13 protein-coding genes are annotated in these 17,605 nt (G+C 37.7%); 11 read left to right on the forward strand and 2 right to left on the reverse strand.

The features are described from left to right. The first annotated feature begins 132 nt into the window (after positions 1 to 132). The 5 genes from MKX62_RS17710 (at position 133) to MKX62_RS17730 (ending at position 4,538) form a co-directional block, all read left to right on the forward strand. Positions 133 to 1,119 (forward strand): branched-chain amino acid ABC transporter permease, encoded by a 987-nt coding sequence (locus tag MKX62_RS17710; RefSeq protein ID WP_187047564.1) that lies wholly within the window; start codon positions 133 to 135, stop codon positions 1,117 to 1,119. Positions 1,120 to 1,128: 9 nt separating this feature from the next. After that, a complete protein-coding gene (locus tag MKX62_RS17715) occupies positions 1,129 to 2,415 on the forward strand; it encodes a branched-chain amino acid ABC transporter permease (RefSeq protein WP_067208567.1) in 1,287 nt (428 codons plus the stop codon). Between the two features lie 18 nt (positions 2,416 to 2,433). Continuing rightward, positions 2,434 to 3,210, forward strand: a complete 777-nt coding sequence (locus MKX62_RS17720) for an ABC transporter ATP-binding protein (protein ID WP_067208570.1) — start codon at positions 2,434 to 2,436, stop codon at positions 3,208 to 3,210. An 11-nt stretch (positions 3,211 to 3,221) separates the two neighbouring features. Beyond that, positions 3,222 to 3,923, forward strand: coding sequence for an ABC transporter ATP-binding protein (locus MKX62_RS17725; protein ID WP_187047565.1), 702 nt, complete (start codon positions 3,222 to 3,224; stop codon positions 3,921 to 3,923). A gap of 396 nt (positions 3,924 to 4,319) precedes the next feature. Then, entirely contained in the window at positions 4,320 to 4,538 is a 219-nt protein-coding gene (locus tag MKX62_RS17730) for a TIGR00366 family protein (protein ID WP_255428653.1), read from the forward strand. Positions 4,539 to 5,023: 485 nt separating this feature from the next. On the opposite strand, the gene MKX62_RS17735 is transcribed toward MKX62_RS17730, so the two are convergent. After that, positions 5,024 to 5,857, reverse strand: coding sequence for a TetR/AcrR family transcriptional regulator (locus MKX62_RS17735; protein WP_340741987.1), 834 nt, complete (start codon positions 5,855 to 5,857; stop codon positions 5,024 to 5,026). Positions 5,858 to 5,957: 100 nt separating this feature from the next. Here MKX62_RS17735 and MKX62_RS17740 point away from each other — a divergent pair, with 100 nt between their 5' ends. The 5 genes from MKX62_RS17740 to MKX62_RS17760 all read left to right on the forward strand — a co-directional run bounded on the left by MKX62_RS17740 (position 5,958) and on the right by MKX62_RS17760 (position 14,051). Continuing rightward, positions 5,958 to 9,044, forward strand: coding sequence for an efflux RND transporter permease subunit (locus MKX62_RS17740; protein ID WP_340741988.1), 3,087 nt, complete (start codon positions 5,958 to 5,960; stop codon positions 9,042 to 9,044). Positions 9,045 to 9,414: 370 nt separating this feature from the next. Beyond that, complete coding sequence (locus MKX62_RS17745) at positions 9,415 to 9,621, forward strand: hypothetical protein (protein ID WP_340741989.1); 207 nt, start codon at positions 9,415 to 9,417, stop codon at positions 9,619 to 9,621. A 773-nt stretch (positions 9,622 to 10,394) separates the two neighbouring features. Next, the gene (locus MKX62_RS17750; protein ID WP_340741990.1) at positions 10,395 to 12,443 is read left to right on the forward strand and encodes a BglG family transcription antiterminator; all 2,049 of its coding nucleotides are present in this window, start codon (positions 10,395 to 10,397) and stop codon (positions 12,441 to 12,443) included. Between the two features lie 68 nt (positions 12,444 to 12,511). Continuing rightward, positions 12,512 to 12,787 carry a PTS sugar transporter subunit IIB gene (locus tag MKX62_RS17755; protein WP_067208583.1) on the forward strand — a complete coding sequence of 92 codons (276 nt, stop codon included), beginning with the start codon at positions 12,512 to 12,514 and terminating at the stop codon, positions 12,785 to 12,787. 1 nt (position 12,788) lies between these two features. Beyond that, complete coding sequence (locus MKX62_RS17760) at positions 12,789 to 14,051, forward strand: PTS ascorbate transporter subunit IIC (RefSeq protein ID WP_067208586.1); 1,263 nt, start codon at positions 12,789 to 12,791, stop codon at positions 14,049 to 14,051. Positions 14,052 to 15,041: 990 nt separating this feature from the next. Here the strand turns inward: MKX62_RS17760 and MKX62_RS17765 are convergent. Further along, positions 15,042 to 16,415: a sigma-54 interaction domain-containing protein gene (locus MKX62_RS17765; RefSeq protein ID WP_067208588.1), complete on the reverse strand. Its 1,374-nt coding sequence runs from the start codon at positions 16,413 to 16,415 to the stop codon at positions 15,042 to 15,044. A 205-nt stretch (positions 16,416 to 16,620) separates the two neighbouring features. Here MKX62_RS17765 and MKX62_RS17770 point away from each other — a divergent pair, with 205 nt between their 5' ends. Continuing rightward, positions 16,621 to 17,604 (forward strand): proline racemase family protein, encoded by a 984-nt coding sequence (locus MKX62_RS17770; RefSeq protein ID WP_187047568.1) that lies wholly within the window; start codon positions 16,621 to 16,623, stop codon positions 17,602 to 17,604. The last annotated feature ends 1 nt before the right edge of the window (position 17,605 follow it).

Here is a 17,605-nt window from a genome sequence, read left to right on the forward strand (position 1 = left end):
AGGGTACGATTCATTTTGACTGTCTAGCTCCAGGCGCCAGCTCCTCGGTCATAAGTCAGACCGGCTTATGTCTGTCGGAGCTGTGCGGCGCCTTGCGCTTTCTTTTATACACCTTGGACAAGGAGGTAGCTTATGCTGAACGAAATAATACAAACGATCCCGCAAGTCTTGATTGATGGCCTTGCCCTAGGAACTGTGTATGCTGTAATTGCTTTAGGGTACACAATGGTTTATGGGATATTAGAATTAATTAACTTTGCACACGGGGAAATCTTTATGACAGGTGCTTTTATTGGGACAGCCCTATTAATCTTTATGACAGGCACTGGATGGGGGGCGGCGCTACCTGCCATTGTTATGCTAATTATTGTACTCATTGTAACTGCTTTCCTTACAGGTTTTTTGGGGATGGGTATTGAAAGATTGGCATATAGACCATTACGCAATGCACCTAGATTAATCCCGCTTATTACAGCGATTGGCATTTCATTTTTATTACAAGATATTGTAAGATTCATAGCAGAATTAACAAAAGGAAACTACATTGTAACGGGACCTAGTCTTTTTACAGAACAAGTTTTGATTAAAACTTCTTCCATAAGTTCCATTTTTAATGATGCATCTATAAAAACATCATTTATTATTGTGTTAGTTACAGCGGTAATTATGATGATTGCTCTAGATATATTTGTGAATAGGACAAGATGGGGAATGGCGATGCGGGCTGTTGCACAAGATCGAGAAACAGCTTCCTTGATGACAGTAAATGTGAATAAAGTTATTTCAATAACCTTTTTTGTAGGATCTGCTCTTGGGGGCGCAACGGGGGTATTATTTGCTGTACAATACGGAACCATAGATCCTTATATTGGATTTATTCTTGGGTTGAAGGCATTTACCGCGGCAGTAATAGGGGGCATAGGAAATATTCGTGGCGCAATGATTGGCGGTTTACTACTTGGGGTATTAGAAATGTTTGCATCTGCTAATTTAACACTTTTAACTGGTGGAGTATTTGGTGCCGAATACAAAGATGTGTTTGCGTTTGCGATATTGATCATCGTGTTACTTTTTAAACCGGAGGGCTTATTAGGCAAACCGGTCACTGAGAAAGTGTAGGTGAGAAGATTGAAAACTCTATGGAAAAAATATGAACAAAACAAACTTGCGCATGGAATCTTTCTTCTAATTTACATCGGAGTTACATCACTAAGTTTATATACGGCACAGAAGTCAGTTGCCGCCTTTCTACTTCTATTAACTTCGTTATTACTACTATATTTTACAAAGTTTACTAATCTCACAAAATGGTTGATAGCGGGTTTTGTACTAGTGTTTTTACTGCCGTTCACAGCTAGTAATGGTGATGCTTATCAATCTTACATGGAAGTTTCGACACTTGTTGGTATCTATATTGCTATGGCTTTAGGATTAAATATTGTAGTTGGTATGGCTGGGCTTCTTGATTTGGGTTTTGTAGCATTTTTTGCAGTTGGGGCATACACATATGGTATTTTTGCTACAGCGCAAGCATCTAATTTTATGCCATTTGGAACTTTCCCTTTATCGGGAGAAAGCTTTTGGCTATTTATTATCATAGGTGGATTGGTAGCTGCGTTGTTTGGAATTCTACTTGGAATTCCAGTTCTCCGGGTTAAGGGAGATTATCTAGCTATTGTTACGTTAGGTTTTGGAGAGATCATTAGAATTATATTTAATAATCTAGATCGCCCCATTAATATAACAAACGGTGCAATGGGGATTTCTTCCGTAACTCCACCTAGATTATTTGGGATCGATTTCCTATATCCTAGCCAATTTTATTACATTGTACTTGTTCTCCTATTTTTCACGATCTTTACAGTTCGTCGTTTTGAACACTCCAAAATAGGGCGTTCGTGGAAGGCTGTTAGGGAAAATGAAATAGCTGCTCAAGCTATGGGTGTACCTTTAGTTCGGACAAAACTAATGGCGTTTGCGATTGGTGCTACCTTCTCAGGGATGATGGGTGTCGTCTTTGCTGCTAAACAAGCATTTGTAGACCCTACAAGCTTTACACTACTTGAGTCAATTACGATATTAGTAATGGTGGTTTTGGGTGGTATGGGAAGTGTCCCGGGCGTTATTCTTGGGGCGGCCGTTATGACGATTCTGAATCTCCAAGTATTGACGGAAATGACAAATTGGTTAAATCAACTAAGCTTGTCGGGGATAATTTCGATTCCATATGCATTATCACCAGCTAAAATGCAACGTTTCATATTTGGAGCCCTATTAATCCTCTTTGCTTTATATAGACCAAAGGGACTCTTGCCAGCAAAAAACCGTATATTTATCGAAAAGGATTTACAAGGAGTAAATAGGAAAGCTAAGTTAGTAACAACGCAGGAACAATCGGAAAATGAGAAGCTGTAGCAGAAGGGGGTGCAGTAATTGTCTATTTTAGAAGTTCGAAATATAACAAAAAAATTTGGCGGTCTAACAGCAAATCAAGATGTATCAATGACAGTAGAGAAAAACTCAATTACAGCAGTTATTGGACCGAATGGTGCTGGAAAAACAACATTTTTTAATATGATAACCGGTATTTATCAGCCAACGTCGGGCATAATCCTCCTTGAAAATGAAAAAATAAACGGATTAAAGCCGCATGACGTTTCAAAAAAAGGGATTTCGAGGACATTTCAAAATATCCGTTTGTTTAATGAAATGTCAGTACTTGAAAATGTCCTCGTTGGTATGCATACCCATTTAAAAGCAGGTCTAATGGGTATTTTATTAAATCTTCCTGCCATTCGGAAGGAAGAGAAGGCTTCAGAAATGAATGCATATAACTTATTGGAATATGTAGGACTAGCTCATCTTTTAAATGAAAAAGCATGTAATCTAAGCTATGGCGCACAAAGAAGACTGGAAATTGCAAGAGCCCTTGCTGCTAATCCAAAGGTTTTATTATTAGATGAACCTGCGGCAGGCATGAATCCAAAAGAAACAAAAAATCTAACTCAGCTTATACAGAGCATGAAACATGAATTCAATCTAACCGTTATCTTGATTGAGCACGATATGAAGCTCGTCATGGAAATCTCCGAACATATTGTTGTATTGGATCATGGCGAAAAAATTGCGGAAGGTAAGCCTGAGAACATCAGAAATAATCCAAAGGTTATAGAAGCATACCTAGGATCGGGAGCTATTCAAACGGGATAGGGGGACACTATATGCTTCAATTAGTAAATGTTGAATCCTATTATGGTGGTATACATGCCTTAAAGGGTATAGACGTGTTAGTGAAAAAGGGAGAAATTGTAACACTTATAGGTAGTAATGGAGCTGGAAAATCAACCACACTAAAAACCATAAGCGGATTGGTGAAAGTAAAGACTGGCAACATTATATATAATGGACAGGAAATCTCAAACAAGCCTGCCCATGAAACGACTTTATTAGGAATTGCTCATGTTCCCGAAGGTAGAAGGATTTTTTCGAAACTGTCGGTTAAGGAGAATTTGCTAATGGGAGCATTCTCTGTGAAAAATAAAAATGTGATTAATGAAAGAATGGAAAGAGTATTTCACTATTTCCCGAAATTAAAAGATCGTATCGAGCAAAAGGGCGGTACGATGAGCGGAGGGGAACAGCAAATGCTTGCCATTGGGAGAGCACTCATGATGGAACCGGATTTATTAATGCTAGACGAACCTTCAATGGGGCTTGCCCCAATAATTGTGGAACAAATTTTTGAAATCATAAAAGAATTAAATCGAGAAGGCATAACCATTTTACTTGTGGAACAAAATGCTTATCAAGCGCTGCAAATTGCGCATAGAGGTTATGTTATTCAAACAGGAGAAATAAAACTTCAAGGAAACGGCTATGATTTGATTACTAATGAAGAAGTCCGCGAAGCGTACTTGGCATAGTAGCAAGTAAGATTTTAAGTTTAGGATTTTGTAGCCAATCTATTCAAAAACGCTTAGATATTAAATATCCAAGCGTTTTTTTAGGTGTTGTAACAGATGTATTAGGTACGTATTAGCATTGCGTTAGTTAAGAAGGCTGGGTTCGCGTTGATTTCGGAATTTCTTTATATCCTACTCACTTAATACTGAATTGTGTCGTAATTATATGCCTAATTTAGTATATAAATACTTTCACTTAGAGAAAGAGCTATCTTCTGTAAATAGTTGCAGAAAATTTCTTAGCGTAAAAGAATTATACGCATCTTTTTTCGTTTTAATACCTAATCTCCATTTATTGCCGGAATATACTCAGCCATTCTAGGGTTGTTACTCCCTTCAGACGGTGGAAAGTGGATTGTGGAAGCGCCGTACTTGCTCGCTGCCGCAAAAGGATTAAATATGAGCATGGCCTGGATTGTGCAAGTATACAATGCTTCAGAAGCACTTCCCAACATGATAAATCCATTCTTTATGTTACCTTTATTGGGTGTCCTTGATGTCAAAGCAAAAGATCGCGCTGGATATTCCATTTTGCAACTGATTTTTCACGATCCTGTTGTCCTTTTCTTAGTGTAGATCTTAGCAAAACAATGCCCTATATTTGAATAGTATGTTTAATAGATTTTGAGCCCTTGGGAACTCCAGTAAGAGTTTCCAAGGGCTCTTTGTAGTATTGTGTTATGGGATATTCACTAGTGTTGTTGTTTTCCCTTAAAGGAGATTTCAAATGAAGTGAGAAGTAGCACACCTTCATACAAATTTTCAACTGACCAATCCTCTTAGCTCAGTAGATTTTTGGACTTCGATAACAATGCGTTCATTATTTGTCTGATAGACTATCGAATTTTTATCTGCTTGCATTAACGCTTTTGTTGCTTCCTCAACTATGTCTTGTTGATTTTGGGGCAATTATTTCATCGTTCCTATCAATAGTGGTGATTTTATCATTAAAGTCAGTGTTATCTTTGTAAAAATTCCGAGCAGATTCAAGGATTTGTTTCGTATTTCCATAATTAATGGCGAGTACAATTGACCTGCCCAAAAGTCTAATCCTATGTCATTTAAAACCCAAAATAATTCCGAAGTAAATAAGCCACCCATTTACAATGAGGATGATTTCGAATGTTTTCGAGTAACCCTTTCACAAGAGCAGGACTTAAAGTAGGTTTAAGTAGCTGTTGCTTAAGCAGAATTAACGATTCTTTTTCAACAGAATCCTCAATTTCTTTTATATTTTGTTCAATGATTTCAAGGATTTGCTCCTTTGTTGTTTCTTCCTGCATTGGTTGTTTAAACAGTTGAACTAGCTCGTTTGAAATAAATGGAAGGGTAATGTGCTTGGCTAGTATATTCGTTTTCTCAACCAGCGATTGAGCAAGTAATTTCGAATCTAATGGCAAGTTATAGAATAAAAATAACTCTGAATAGTTTTTCATAAAGCCTTTAATGCAGTAAATTAAATCGTGCTTTATCTGTTCAATTTCTTCGCCGTATAATCGTTCAACCATCGATAAAATTACTTTCTCCATCAATTGATCGTATGCACGAATTTTTAAGATGAACTCTTCGTTAAATGATTGCATTTGTTCTTTAATAAGAATTTTGCCAAAGTCAGAGTGCTTATGAAAAGAATCGAAAGTCGTGTAATAAAAATTGAATAACAAATCTTCATCATTTTTCGTGGTATTGACTTCGTAGTCAATACTGGTTATAAATTGGATCATAAAATGATCAATCAATGCTAAAATCAATTCGTCCTTTGACTTGAAAGATAGGTAGAAGGCGCCTTTAGAAATCCCGCAATGTGCTGTTATCTGTTGTACAGAGGTAGCTTCAAAACCTTGTTCTGCAAAAAGTTCTAAAGCCTTATCCATAATTAGTTGTTTTTTTATCATTATGATTATATCGCTCCTAGGGTTTATCATTGACAACTGACTCGTTAGTCATTAGTATAAATATTTGAGTTCGTAAAGTCAATTTGGGGAAGGTGTAAGAATGAAAGGGTTAGTCAATTTTGTCCTAAAGAATAAATTAGCAGTATGGCTACTTACAATTATCATTGTTGTATCCGGTATATATTCAAGTACACAAATGAAAACGGAGACGTTGCCAGATATATCAATTCCTTACTTAATGGTAATGGGTGTCTATCCTGGAGCTACTCCAGAGCAAGTGATGAAAGATGTCTCCATTCCATTAGAGAAAGCGGTAGACAATCTTGAACATGTGAAAGCCGTTTTTTCAAATTCTTATTCTAATATGTCAAGTATTCAAGTGGAATACGAATATGGCATAGATATGGAAGAGGCGAAACGTGCATTAACTTCCGCACTAGATGCAGTGTCTTTACCAGAAGGAGCACAAGCGCCAACGATTACAGCAATTAGCATGAATATGATGCCGGTTGTCGCACTAAGTGTAAGTAGTCAAACAGAAGATATTGTTGAATTAACGTCAACAGTAGAGGAAATACTACTTCCGAAAATCGAGAAAATCGATGGAATTGCATCTGCAACGATTGCAGGTCAGCATATTGAAGAAGTGCAACTTACGTATAAAGATGAAAAGATGGCTGCACTGGGCATAACGCCAGATACAGTCAAGCAAATGATCGAAGCAAGTGATTTAGCTGTGTCACTGGGTCTTTACGAGTTTGAAGAAGGTGAGCAAGCTGTTTCAGTAGACGGCAAGTTCATGACTGCTGATGAATTAAAGGAAATGCTTATTCCTGTAACACCATCCGCAACAAACACAGCACCATTTGTGAAGCTTAGCGATATTGCTACAATTGATGTCGTAGGTAGAGAAGAGTCGGTTTCACGTACAAACGGTGAAAATGCCATTGCCATTCAAATTATTAAAGGGCAACAAGCAAACACAGTTGATGTTGTAAACGCTGTGAAGGACTTAATTAAAGAAGAACAGAAAACAATAGACGGTCTTGTCATCGATGTATCACTTGACCAAGGTGCGCCAATTGAAGCTTCAGTATCAACGATGATTGAAAAAGCGTTATTTGGTGGTTTGATCGCCATTTTAATCATTCTTCTGTTCCTTCGTGATTTCAAATCAACAATTATTTCGATCATATCCATTCCAGTTTCGATTTTCATGGCTTTACTGTTACTAAACTGGTTGGGTATTACGTTAAATATTATGACGCTTGGTGCGATTACGGTTGCCATCGGACGTGTAATCGATGACTCGATTGTCGTCGTTGAAAATATTTATCGTCGTTTGCATTTAAAAACAGAAAAATTATCAGGCCGGGCACTTGTGCGTGAAGCGACGATTGAAATGTTCAAACCAATCATGTCTTCAACATTAGTGACAGTTGCGGTATTTGCGCCACTTATTTTCGTTGGTGGTATGGTCGGTGAGCTATTCTTACCGTTTGCATTAACAATGACGTTTGCGCTTGTTGCTTCGTTAATTGTTGCCATTACAATTGTACCTGCATTATCTCACTTCTTATTTAAGAAAAAGTTATATAGTGAGAAGACAGAAAGCCGCCATAAAGAGGTCGGTAAATTAGCTATATGGTACAAAGGTGTTCTGGGCTGGACATTAAACCATAAAGTCATTACTTCACTAATTGCTGTCGTTATGTTGGCAGGCAGTGTGGCATTAACGCCATTAATTGGTTTTAGCTTTATGGGTAGTGAAGAAGAAAAAGTGATGTACTTAACGTACACGCCGGAAACAGGCGAGCTAATGGAAGATACGTTAGCAAATATTGAAATTGTAGAACAAAAGTTATTGAAAAATAAAGATATTGACATTGTTCAACTATCTGTTACTGATTCCGGCGATGCAATGTCCGCGATGATGGGCGGAGGATCTGGTGGCGCTTTAATGTACCTCATTTTCGACCCGGATATGAAGAACTTTGCGGAAGCTCGTACGGAAATTGAAGACTATGTGTTCGACATTGGTCAATCAGGCGAATGGAAGAGCCAAGACTTCACTTCAATGTCAATGCCTACGGGTGGGGTTAGCTACACATTCTACAGTGAAAATTTAGATAAACTAAATGAAGCTGTAAAAATGGTAGAAGGTGTTATAAATGAAAACGATCGCTTAGAAGATGTTTCTTCAAGTGCAAAAGATGCTTACGTTGAATACAAATTCAAAGTAGAGCAAGATGAATTACTGCAGTATGGCTTAACAACGGGGCAAATCGTCATGATGCTAAACCCGATGCGTACAAACGATGTATTAACAACGGTTGAAAAAGATAAAAATACATTAGAAGTAATCGTGCAGCAAGAAGAAGCTGTACAACCAAAATCAATCGATGATCTTTTGGCGACAGAGATACCGACAGCACTCGGTACGACAATGAAACTTTCTGAGCTGGTAACAGTTGAGGAAGGGACAACGTTAAATGCACTTGCTCGAAGCCAAGGTGAATATTACGCAACAGTTTCAGGAACAATCATTGATGCTGATATTTCAAAAGCGACATCTGAAGTAGATAAAGCAATTGATAAACTTGATTTACCTAAAGGTGTTACGGTCGGTGTTGCTGGTGTGGCAGCGGATATGACGGAAACATTTACACAACTTATTGTGGCAATGCTTGCGGCAGTCGCAATTGTCTTCTTCATCCTGGTTGTAACATTCCGTGAGGGCGTCGCACCATTCGCGATTCTCGTCTCGTTACCATTTGCAGTCATTGGTTCATTTGTTGGTTTATTAATCGCGGGTGAAACAATCTCTGTATCGGTCATGATGGGGCTATTAATGTTAATCGGTATCGTTGTTACGAACGCGATTGTACTAGTAGACCGTATTATCCGTATGGAACGTAGCGGTTTGAAAATGCGTGAAGCAGTTCTTGAAGCGGGTGTGACGCGTTTACGTCCAATTCTTATGACTGCGATTGCTACGATCGGTGCACTAATTCCATTAGCAATTGGATCAGGCGGCGGTGGCGGTTTGATCTCCAAAGGTCTTGGTATTACAGTAATCGGTGGTTTAATCAGTTCAACGTTATTGACACTGATTGTTGTTCCGATCGCTTACGAACTATTATCCAAGCTTTTCAAGAAAAACCGTAAAGAAATAGAAGAAGATTAATTGATCTAACTAACAAAAACGACCTCATCTATTTATAGATGAGGTCGTTTTTGTTAGTGGATGCTACCTACGGATACCAAACAAAATCACTTTCACATGTGGCACTCTATATTAAGCAATAAAATCAATTCATCTTTCTGAATTTCTCAATTGCTTCCTTTGAAAGTTAGTTTCAAGTTCTTTAAACCAATGATCCCCGCTCAATCTATTCGATTATTATGACGATGTGTCACATGGATTAATCGACAAAGCCATATTTTTCGATGTTTTTATGAAGTTTGATGTGTCAGTGGAGTTAAAGCTTCCTTGGTGAATTAAAGTGAAATCGAGGTATAATTGGGGCAGCAGTACTGTGTTTTGGCGGTGAAAATTGGGTCAGGTTGAATTGCAAGTGTATGCTAAATGCCACAAGCAGCTAGCTGGAAACTTCGATCAGTTTCAAGAGCGCTGTATATCGATCGAATACATTGATGAATACATGATATTTACAGTCTCTTTAGCGGATGAAGAGCTAGAGCCTGTTTATGCTTGGAGAGGATTTGGAAATTATAGGACGAGCATGGAATACGCTGTCTGATTGACCAGAGGATTTCGTATCGTACATTGAAAAGGGCATACTATTTTCTGGGGATGGAGGACGAAAGTCTACTTACTTTGGTCTCAATTCATGTATTTATGTTTTACAATAAAGGAGTTTTGACTGAAGTATTTTAAGAGTACTTGAAAGTTTATATGGACAAATTATTGTTATCAAATGGCTCGCTGTGAAGGGTGCCTGGGACTAACGTATTAGTACTATATATGTTGAATTAAAGAATCCCATTGAATTTACTGTGGCGCTCAATAAGGAGAGAGTTGTATTTCGGGGTGTGGATTGTAGAACACTCGGCGCTTTGGAGATGCCTTTTCCGCGCCTGCGCTAGGGTATTCATTATCGAGAGAAATGTGATTTTGAGATGTATATGCCGAGACTATAATGTGATTACTAGTTGCTACTAATTCTATTCAAGAAAGATGCACTCCAGGTTGCAGATCTCATCACAAATTATGAAATGCTCTTTCTCACATAGACCATCCACAAAGCGTCGAAGCGGTATTGGCGGGAATTCTAATTAGTTCTAAGTATTGGGACTTTTTTTAGCGGCCTCCCAAAAGCCCTTGTAAAGCGCATACGCCGTATTCATTTGTTCAACATATATAGATCCCTAAAATTAAGTGGAAATGCCCAAAGTTAAATACGATAGAAAAGTGAATACCAATAGAACACGAACACTCAGACAACTTTTGTGACCAAATGTAATATTAAGTGAAAGCGTTTTCGAGTATAGTTTTTGTAAGGGGGAGCTAGTTATGTTGGAGAGCAGAAGCTTGAATACATATTTCCAATTAATGAAATTGAAGCCAGTACAGCTATCCTGGTTTATTGACATGCTGAACTTATCCGGACGTCAGTTTCAATATGATGTAGAAAAAATAAATAACTACTTAATTGGCGAGGGAATGTCACCGATTCGCATTTCAAATGACCGAATTCTCATTCCAACTGAGGTTATTAATTTTTGGAAAGATAACAACACAGATTTTACAACAAATCAATTTTCTTTTGACCAGGAAGAACGCGTGATCATTATCTTGTTATATACCTTTATCAGGCGCGAACCCCTTTCTAATTTTCACTTTCAAAATACTTTTGGAATTAGTAAAAATACTGTCAGTGCAGATGTAAAACGGGTCAATCGGTTTTGTATCGATTTCCGAGTTGAGATGCGCTATACACGTGAGCAAGGATATCATTTAAAAGGATCAGAAGAAGATAAGCGGAATTTGATGCTCAAGGCGATTTCAATATTGAAAGTTAAGCCACATGCACATGAGAAATTCACTTTTATATTTCAGCAGCAACAGTTTGAGAATCAATATGATCTTTATCAGCAAATTTTGAAGGATTTTGAACAGCAATATTCATTTACATTCATTGAAGAAAGATTGGATGAATTTATTTACTTACTCCAAATGATCCATATTCGCCAACAGCAACAAAAAAGGGTGTTGATTTATCCGGATACGGTGAGTTTTCTAGAAAAGAAAAAAGCTTTCATAGTTTCGGGATTGATTCAGCAACGTTTGGGATATACGACTCACCCGGAAGAAGTTTCCTTTCTAACAATCCAGCTGCTCGGTATATGCCAAGGAGAAGTTAGCCCTACTAGGACTGATACTCTGCTTGAAATCACGGAACAAATTGTTGTTAGTTTTGAACGTTATGCATGTATCCAATTGCTAGATAGAAACAAAGCAATTGAAACGTTATATTTGCATTTTAAACCGGCTTATTACCGAATGCTCTTTAAAATACCAATTACAAATGCGTTGCTTGCTGAAATTAAGGAAGAGCATCATGATTTGTTTACAGTTGTAAAGGAAGTACTAAAACCTATTGAAGAAATGCTGAATATTAAAATACCTGAAGATGAGGTTGGCTTCCTTACCCTTCATTTTGGTGGGTTACTTAAATTGGATAGTGAGAGTCAAAGCAAAGTATTCAGGGCTCTAATTGTTTGTCCAAATGGGATTAGTTCAAGCATAATGCTAGAAAACCAATTAAAATCGCTTTTTCCGCAATTTCATTGGACTTCATCGCTTTCATCCTATGACTTTCAGCATCTCGATGAAGCGAAGTATGATTTAGTATTTTCCACTGTTTTACTTAAAACAAAAAAACCGTTGTATATGATTAGACCGATCATGAGCGAAATGGAAAAGAATGAACTCGTCCAAACGGTAAAAGGGATGACGCTTCAACAGCCTTACCATTATCCAACTTCGGATGAATTAATGAAAATCATTCGCCAATATGCAGACATCAAACAGCCAGATTTGTTAAAAAGTGCATTGCAGCACGCGTTATTTCAAAAGGATAGCTTGAATACGAGGAGGAAACAACCGGTGCTAAAAGATTTATTAATCGAAGAAAATATTCAATTTATGGATGAAATCGAAAATTGGAAAGATGCAATCAAGAAAGCAGCAGAACCGCTACTGGTAAACGATTCAATTACAAATCAATATATTGACGTAATGATTGAGAATGTTGAGACAATGGGACCGTACATTATCATTGGTGAGCAAATTGCAATCCCTCATGCACGCCCAGAATTCGGTGTTAAAAAATTAGGAATGAGCTTGTTGAAACTAAAAAAATCTGCGCACTTATTAAACAGTGAAGCCAATCAAGTTGAAATATTTATTTGTTTAGCTGCGATTGATAATCAAACACACCTAAAGGCGTTAGCTCAATTGACAAAGTTGTTAAGTGATCCTATTAAATTGCAATATTTAAAGGAGGCGGAGACAAAACAGGATATTCTTGACTTAGTTTCAGAGTTCTCAGTTCAGTAGGTTTGTAACGTTCTATATAAGAAATTGAAAAGTACGATTAAAACAAGCAATCATAGGAGGAATATAAGATGAAAATTTTAGCAGTGTGTGGGAACGGACTAGGAACGAGTTTTATTCTGTCAATGAACGTAAATAAAGCACTAAAAGAATTGAATATTGATGCCGAATGCAAAAATATGGACTTAGCGAGTGCAAAATCAGAGGCAGCTGATTACTACATTGGTACCCCTGAAATTATGGAACAATTGCAAGACGGTAATAGAAAAACAATTGGTATCATTAATATGGTCAGTGCAGTTGAAATCCAGAAAGCGTTGACTTCTCATATCTTAGGGGAGCAATAATATGTTTGATCTGATAATGAAGGATATTTTAGGAACACCTGCCATTTTGGTTGGTTTGTTCGCTTTATTTGGTTTACTATTGCAGAAGAAAGCAATTACTGATGTTGTTTCTGGGACATTAAAAACCATAATGGGCTTCATTATTCTTGGAGCAGGTGCGGCTGTATTAGTAGGTTCACTTGACATCTTCGGAAATATGTTTGAAAAAGCATTCAATATTCAAGGTGTTATCCCGAACAATGAAGCAATTGTAGCTATGGCACAAACTGCTTTCGGTGCTGAAACAGCTATGATTATGTTAATTGGTATGCTGGTTAACATAGTCATAGCAAGATACACGAAATTTAAATACATCTTCTTAACTGGGCATCACACAATGTTCATGGCCTGTTTACTTGCTGCTGTTCTGTCAACTTCGGGCATGGGTAGTGTAATGATAGTAATCGTAGGCTCACTTATTTTAGGTGCATTAATGGTTCTACTACCTGCAATGCTACAACCTACAGTAAGAGAAATTACGGGCTCGGATGATATTGCTGTAGGTCACTTCGGTTCATTCGGTTATTTTGTAGCAGCTAAAGTTGCTAAATTGACTGGAGACAAAACGAAATCGACTGAAGATGTAAAAGTGCCAAAATCACTTGGGTTCTTACGTGATTCTTCTGTAGCATTGGCATTAACAATGGCAATTATGTTCTTTGTGGTTGCTTTGGTTGTTGGTCCTACATACATTGAAGAAAACCTGAGCGATGGTGCAAACTTCTTAGTGTTCTCATTGTTACAGGCAATTACGTTCGCCGCGGGTGTATTCATTATCTTGGCGGGTGTTCGTATGTTAATAGCGGAAATCGTTCCTGCATTTAAGGGAATCGCAGATAAAATTGTTCCAAATGCGAAACCTGCATTAGACGTTCCTATCGTATTCCCATTTGCACCAAACGCAGTTATCATTGGATTCTTATCAAGCTTTGCAGCAGGACTGTTAAGTATGTTTTTACTACCGCTTGCAGGGTTAGCTGTTATCGTCCCCGGACTCGTTCCACACTTCTTCTGTGGAGCTGCTTCCGGAGTATTCGGCAACGCAGTGGGTGGGCGTAGAGGTGCTATAATTGGTGCTTTTGTACAAGGATTGTTAATCAGTTTCCTTCCCGCAATGTTGATGCCCGTTCTAGGTTCACTTGGATTTGAAGGTACAACTTTTGGTGATTCTGATTTCGGTGTTATAGGTATTCTAATAGGATATATAATCAATTTCTTCAACTAATTCAACTAATAACCCTAAGGGCTCCTTTTATGGAGTGCTTAGGGTTATTTTCATTTCTGTATATAGGAGTTTGAATCTCGGAAAAAGTCCTTGTAATTGGAATGAATTAGGATTCCCCCTAATACCGCTTCGACGATTTGTGGATGCCTCCCGCGATAAGCCAGAAAGGAAACCACTTTCAGTCTTATCGCTCCGGCTAGCACGAAGACGCGCCTGCGCTGGATGGTCTATGTGAGAAAGAGCATTTCATTTATTTGTGATGAAATCTGCAACTTGCAACCTGGAGTGCGTCTTTCTTGAATTTAATTAATAACAACTAGTAATCACATTATAGTCTCGGCATATTCATCTCAAAATCACATTTCTCTCGATAATGAACACCCTATCGAAGGTATGGAAAAGGCATCTCCAAAGCGCTAAGTGTTCTACAATCCACACCCCGAAATACAACTCTCTCCTTATTGAGCGCCACAGTAAATTCAATGGTAACCTTTAAATCAACATATATAATCAATTTCTTTTCAAAAAGAGTATCCTTTTGCGGATTCTAACCTAAATAAAGTGTGAAAACGCAATGATCAGTCGGTCATTGCGTGTAGGGAGCGATTATTTAGTGAAGTTCCAACCGGTTAAAACAAAAGAAATATTAAATGAAGCTGTATCATTAGTTCGACGATTCTATATGGGGATGAAAGTGCTTAAGGAATCATTTGCTCAGTGAATCTTCGGAACAGGTCCAACTTTAAACGTGGCGACCGACAATGGCCTTGCGCGTGCAGTGAAACTATTCGGTGTTACGGTCTAGGCTCCATAGAAATCGGTCGTCATCCGGGTGTGATTACAGTCACTTTGCAGGTACGGAAGTCATATCTTGCTCAAGCAAAGCTATGGGATATTGTTAATTAAGATGAAAAACAGAGTGGGCTACCAATTTTGGTAGTTCACTCTGTTTTTTGCGAAGAACTATAGGTAGAAACTGTTCGCCTTAATTTAAACATCAATATTATACTGTTTAATTTTATTATAAAGACTGACTCTCGAAATACCTAATTTTTTTGCTGCGGCACTTTTGTTTCCGTATGTTTCAATAAGTACTTCTTTGATACGCTCATGTTCCAATTGAGCTTTCTCTTGGGCTAATCCTTTTTTGTTTACAAGGTTGTCAGTTGTGACGGGGAATATAGCCATAATGTCTTCTGCATGAATCGTTGAATTATCAATAATGATAATCATTCGTTCAACAACATTTCGTAGTTCTCGAATATTACCTGGCCACTGGTAGTTTGTGAACATCTCCATGGCGCTGTTCAGAAGTGTGGGTATTTCTTTTTGATATTTTGCGCAATACTCTTGAACGAAACTAGTGACTAAAATTGGGATATCCTCGATTCGCTCTCGGAGTGGGGAGATTTTCAAAGTAACAACATTTAAGCGGTAATATAAATCTTCGCGGAATAGCCCTTTTTTAATCATGTCTTCTAAATTACTATTAGTTGCAGCGACGATTCGGCTATTTACTTTTATTGATACGTTGCCACCTATTCGAGAAACTTCTCTTTCTTGTAAGACACGAAGTAACTTTACTTGCATATCAAGAGGTAACATCCCAATTTCGTCTAGAAATAATGTACCGCCGTCAGCCATCTCCACTTTTCCAGCTTTTCCGTCCTTGTGAGCGCCTGTAAAAGATCCTTTTTCATACCCAAAGAACTCGCTTTCAAAAAGAGCTTCGGGAATTGCACCACAATTTATGGGGATAAAAGGTTGATCTTTACGTAAGCTTGCTTCGTGTACGCCTTGTGCAAAAAGTTCTTTACCTACACCACTTTCCCCTTGAATTAACACCGTCGCATCTGTCTTCGCAACTTTTAACGCTAATTCCTTTGTGGATTGTATGGCACTACTATGTCCTTTAATTTCAGAGAAAGGACCTATTTGTCCCTGTAAATTATATTGTTGTTTGACCTTTTGTAATTCTGTAGTTGTTAATGATAACTTTTCATTTAATTTTACAATGCTTGTTATGTCTTGATCGATTGAAATGGCTCCGATTAAGTTCCCATCACTATCTAGAATAGGGGATGAGCTTATGAGGACATGCTTATCCGGGAGGGGTTGATGATAGACATTATAAACGGGCTTTTTCGTTTCAAGAATCTCTAATAACTTTAAATCTTCCTTTTTAAAAAAGGTACTAATCTTGTTGTTTTTTATAGCTGCCAGCGGTATTCCGTAAATTTGTTCAGCTTGAGAATTCCAATATTCTACTTCTCCTAAGGCGTTAATAATGGCAATTGCATCAGAACTCGTTTCGATTAATGTATTCAAATAATAGTGCGAATGTTCAATGGGGATAGTATTCATTGCTTACAACATCCTCCCTGAGTAAAGTTGTTAGTGTTAATTTTGTATTTACAATACTGTAAACTTAATGAACAGTTCCTATTGTAATGAATTTTACGAACGATTGCAATATGGGGATTAGATATACTTTTTTGAGTTGGCACGCTTCTTGCAAGTATAGTAGTGAGCAAGAAATAACTATGTACTTGGGAGGTATAAACGCTTTATGGTGATGATAGGGAAAAGTATACGGACGATTGATGCTCATACTATGGGTGAAGCAGCCAGAATAGTGATTGATGGGATCCCATCAATCCAAGGGAATAGCATGATGCAAAAGAAAAACTATATGCAAACTGAAATGGATCATATACGGAAGCTGCTGATGCATGAACCAAGAGGTCATTTGAATATGTTTGGTGCAATTTTAACCGAACCTTGCAATGTGGAATGTGATCTTGGTGTATTATTTATGGATAGCGGCGGCTATCTAAATATGTGTGGGCATGGAACGATTGCGGCTGTAACAATAGCAATCGATCAAGGGCTGATTGAGAAACGGGACAAGGTATTATTGGATACACCCTCTGGAGTTGTTGAATGTTATATCGTGTACGACAATGACAAAGTTAAAGAAGTGTCTTTTATTAACGTACCCGCATTTTTGTTGAAAAAGAATGTAAGCGTTTTAGTAGATGACGTAGGGCATGTCAATTTGGATATATCATTCGGCGGTAGTTTCTTTGCGATTGTGGATGCCAAGCAATTCAATTTGGAATTAAATATTGAAGAACAAGATAAAATTGCGGCACTTGGAATTGCGATTAGGAAAGCTGTAAATGAGCAACTAACAATAGTACATCCTGAAATTCCAGAAATTAATACAGTTGACCTTGTGGAATTTAGTTTAGAAGTAGAAAAGAATCACTATAAAAATACAGTTGTTTTTGGAGACGGACAAATTGACAGATCGCCTTGTGGAACAGGGACATGCGCGAAACTTGCAACATTAGATCTTAACAAAGGTGAAGAAATCATCCAAGAAAGTATCATTGGATCACGATTTAAAGGGGCAGTCGTTGATTATACGGAAGTCCAAAATATTAAAGCAATTATACCGAAGATTACTGGATCTGCTTGGATGACAGGGATTCATCAGTTTTCATTAGATGCAACAGACCCATATGTAGAAGGTTTTTTATTAAAATAAT

The organism is Sporosarcina sp. FSL K6-5500 (assembly GCF_038005665.1).
Taxonomy (GTDB): Bacteria; Bacillota; Bacilli; order Bacillales_A; family Planococcaceae; genus Sporosarcina; species Sporosarcina psychrophila.

Excerpts from the sequence above, each read along its gene's own strand:
- MKX62_RS17740 (WP_340741988.1), top strand. The coding sequence starts at position 5,958 with ATGAAAGGGTTAGTCAATTTTGTCCTAAAGAATAAATTAGCAGTATGG.
- MKX62_RS17725 (WP_187047565.1), top strand. The coding sequence starts at position 3,222 with ATGCTTCAATTAGTAAATGTTGAATCCTATTATGGTGGTATACATGCC.
- MKX62_RS17710 (WP_187047564.1), top strand. The coding sequence starts at position 133 with ATGCTGAACGAAATAATACAAACGATCCCGCAAGTCTTGATTGATGGC.
- MKX62_RS17755 (WP_067208583.1), top strand. The coding sequence starts at position 12,512 with ATGAAAATTTTAGCAGTGTGTGGGAACGGACTAGGAACGAGTTTTATT.
- MKX62_RS17750 (WP_340741990.1), top strand. The coding sequence starts at position 10,395 with ATGTTGGAGAGCAGAAGCTTGAATACATATTTCCAATTAATGAAATTG.
- MKX62_RS17760 (WP_067208586.1), top strand. The coding sequence starts at position 12,789 with ATGTTTGATCTGATAATGAAGGATATTTTAGGAACACCTGCCATTTTG.
- MKX62_RS17765 (WP_067208588.1), bottom strand. The coding sequence starts at position 16,415 with ATGAATACTATCCCCATTGAACATTCGCACTATTATTTGAATACATTA.
- MKX62_RS17735 (WP_340741987.1), bottom strand. The coding sequence starts at position 5,857 with ATGATAAAAAAACAACTAATTATGGATAAGGCTTTAGAACTTTTTGCA.
- MKX62_RS17770 (WP_187047568.1), top strand. The coding sequence starts at position 16,621 with ATGGTGATGATAGGGAAAAGTATACGGACGATTGATGCTCATACTATG.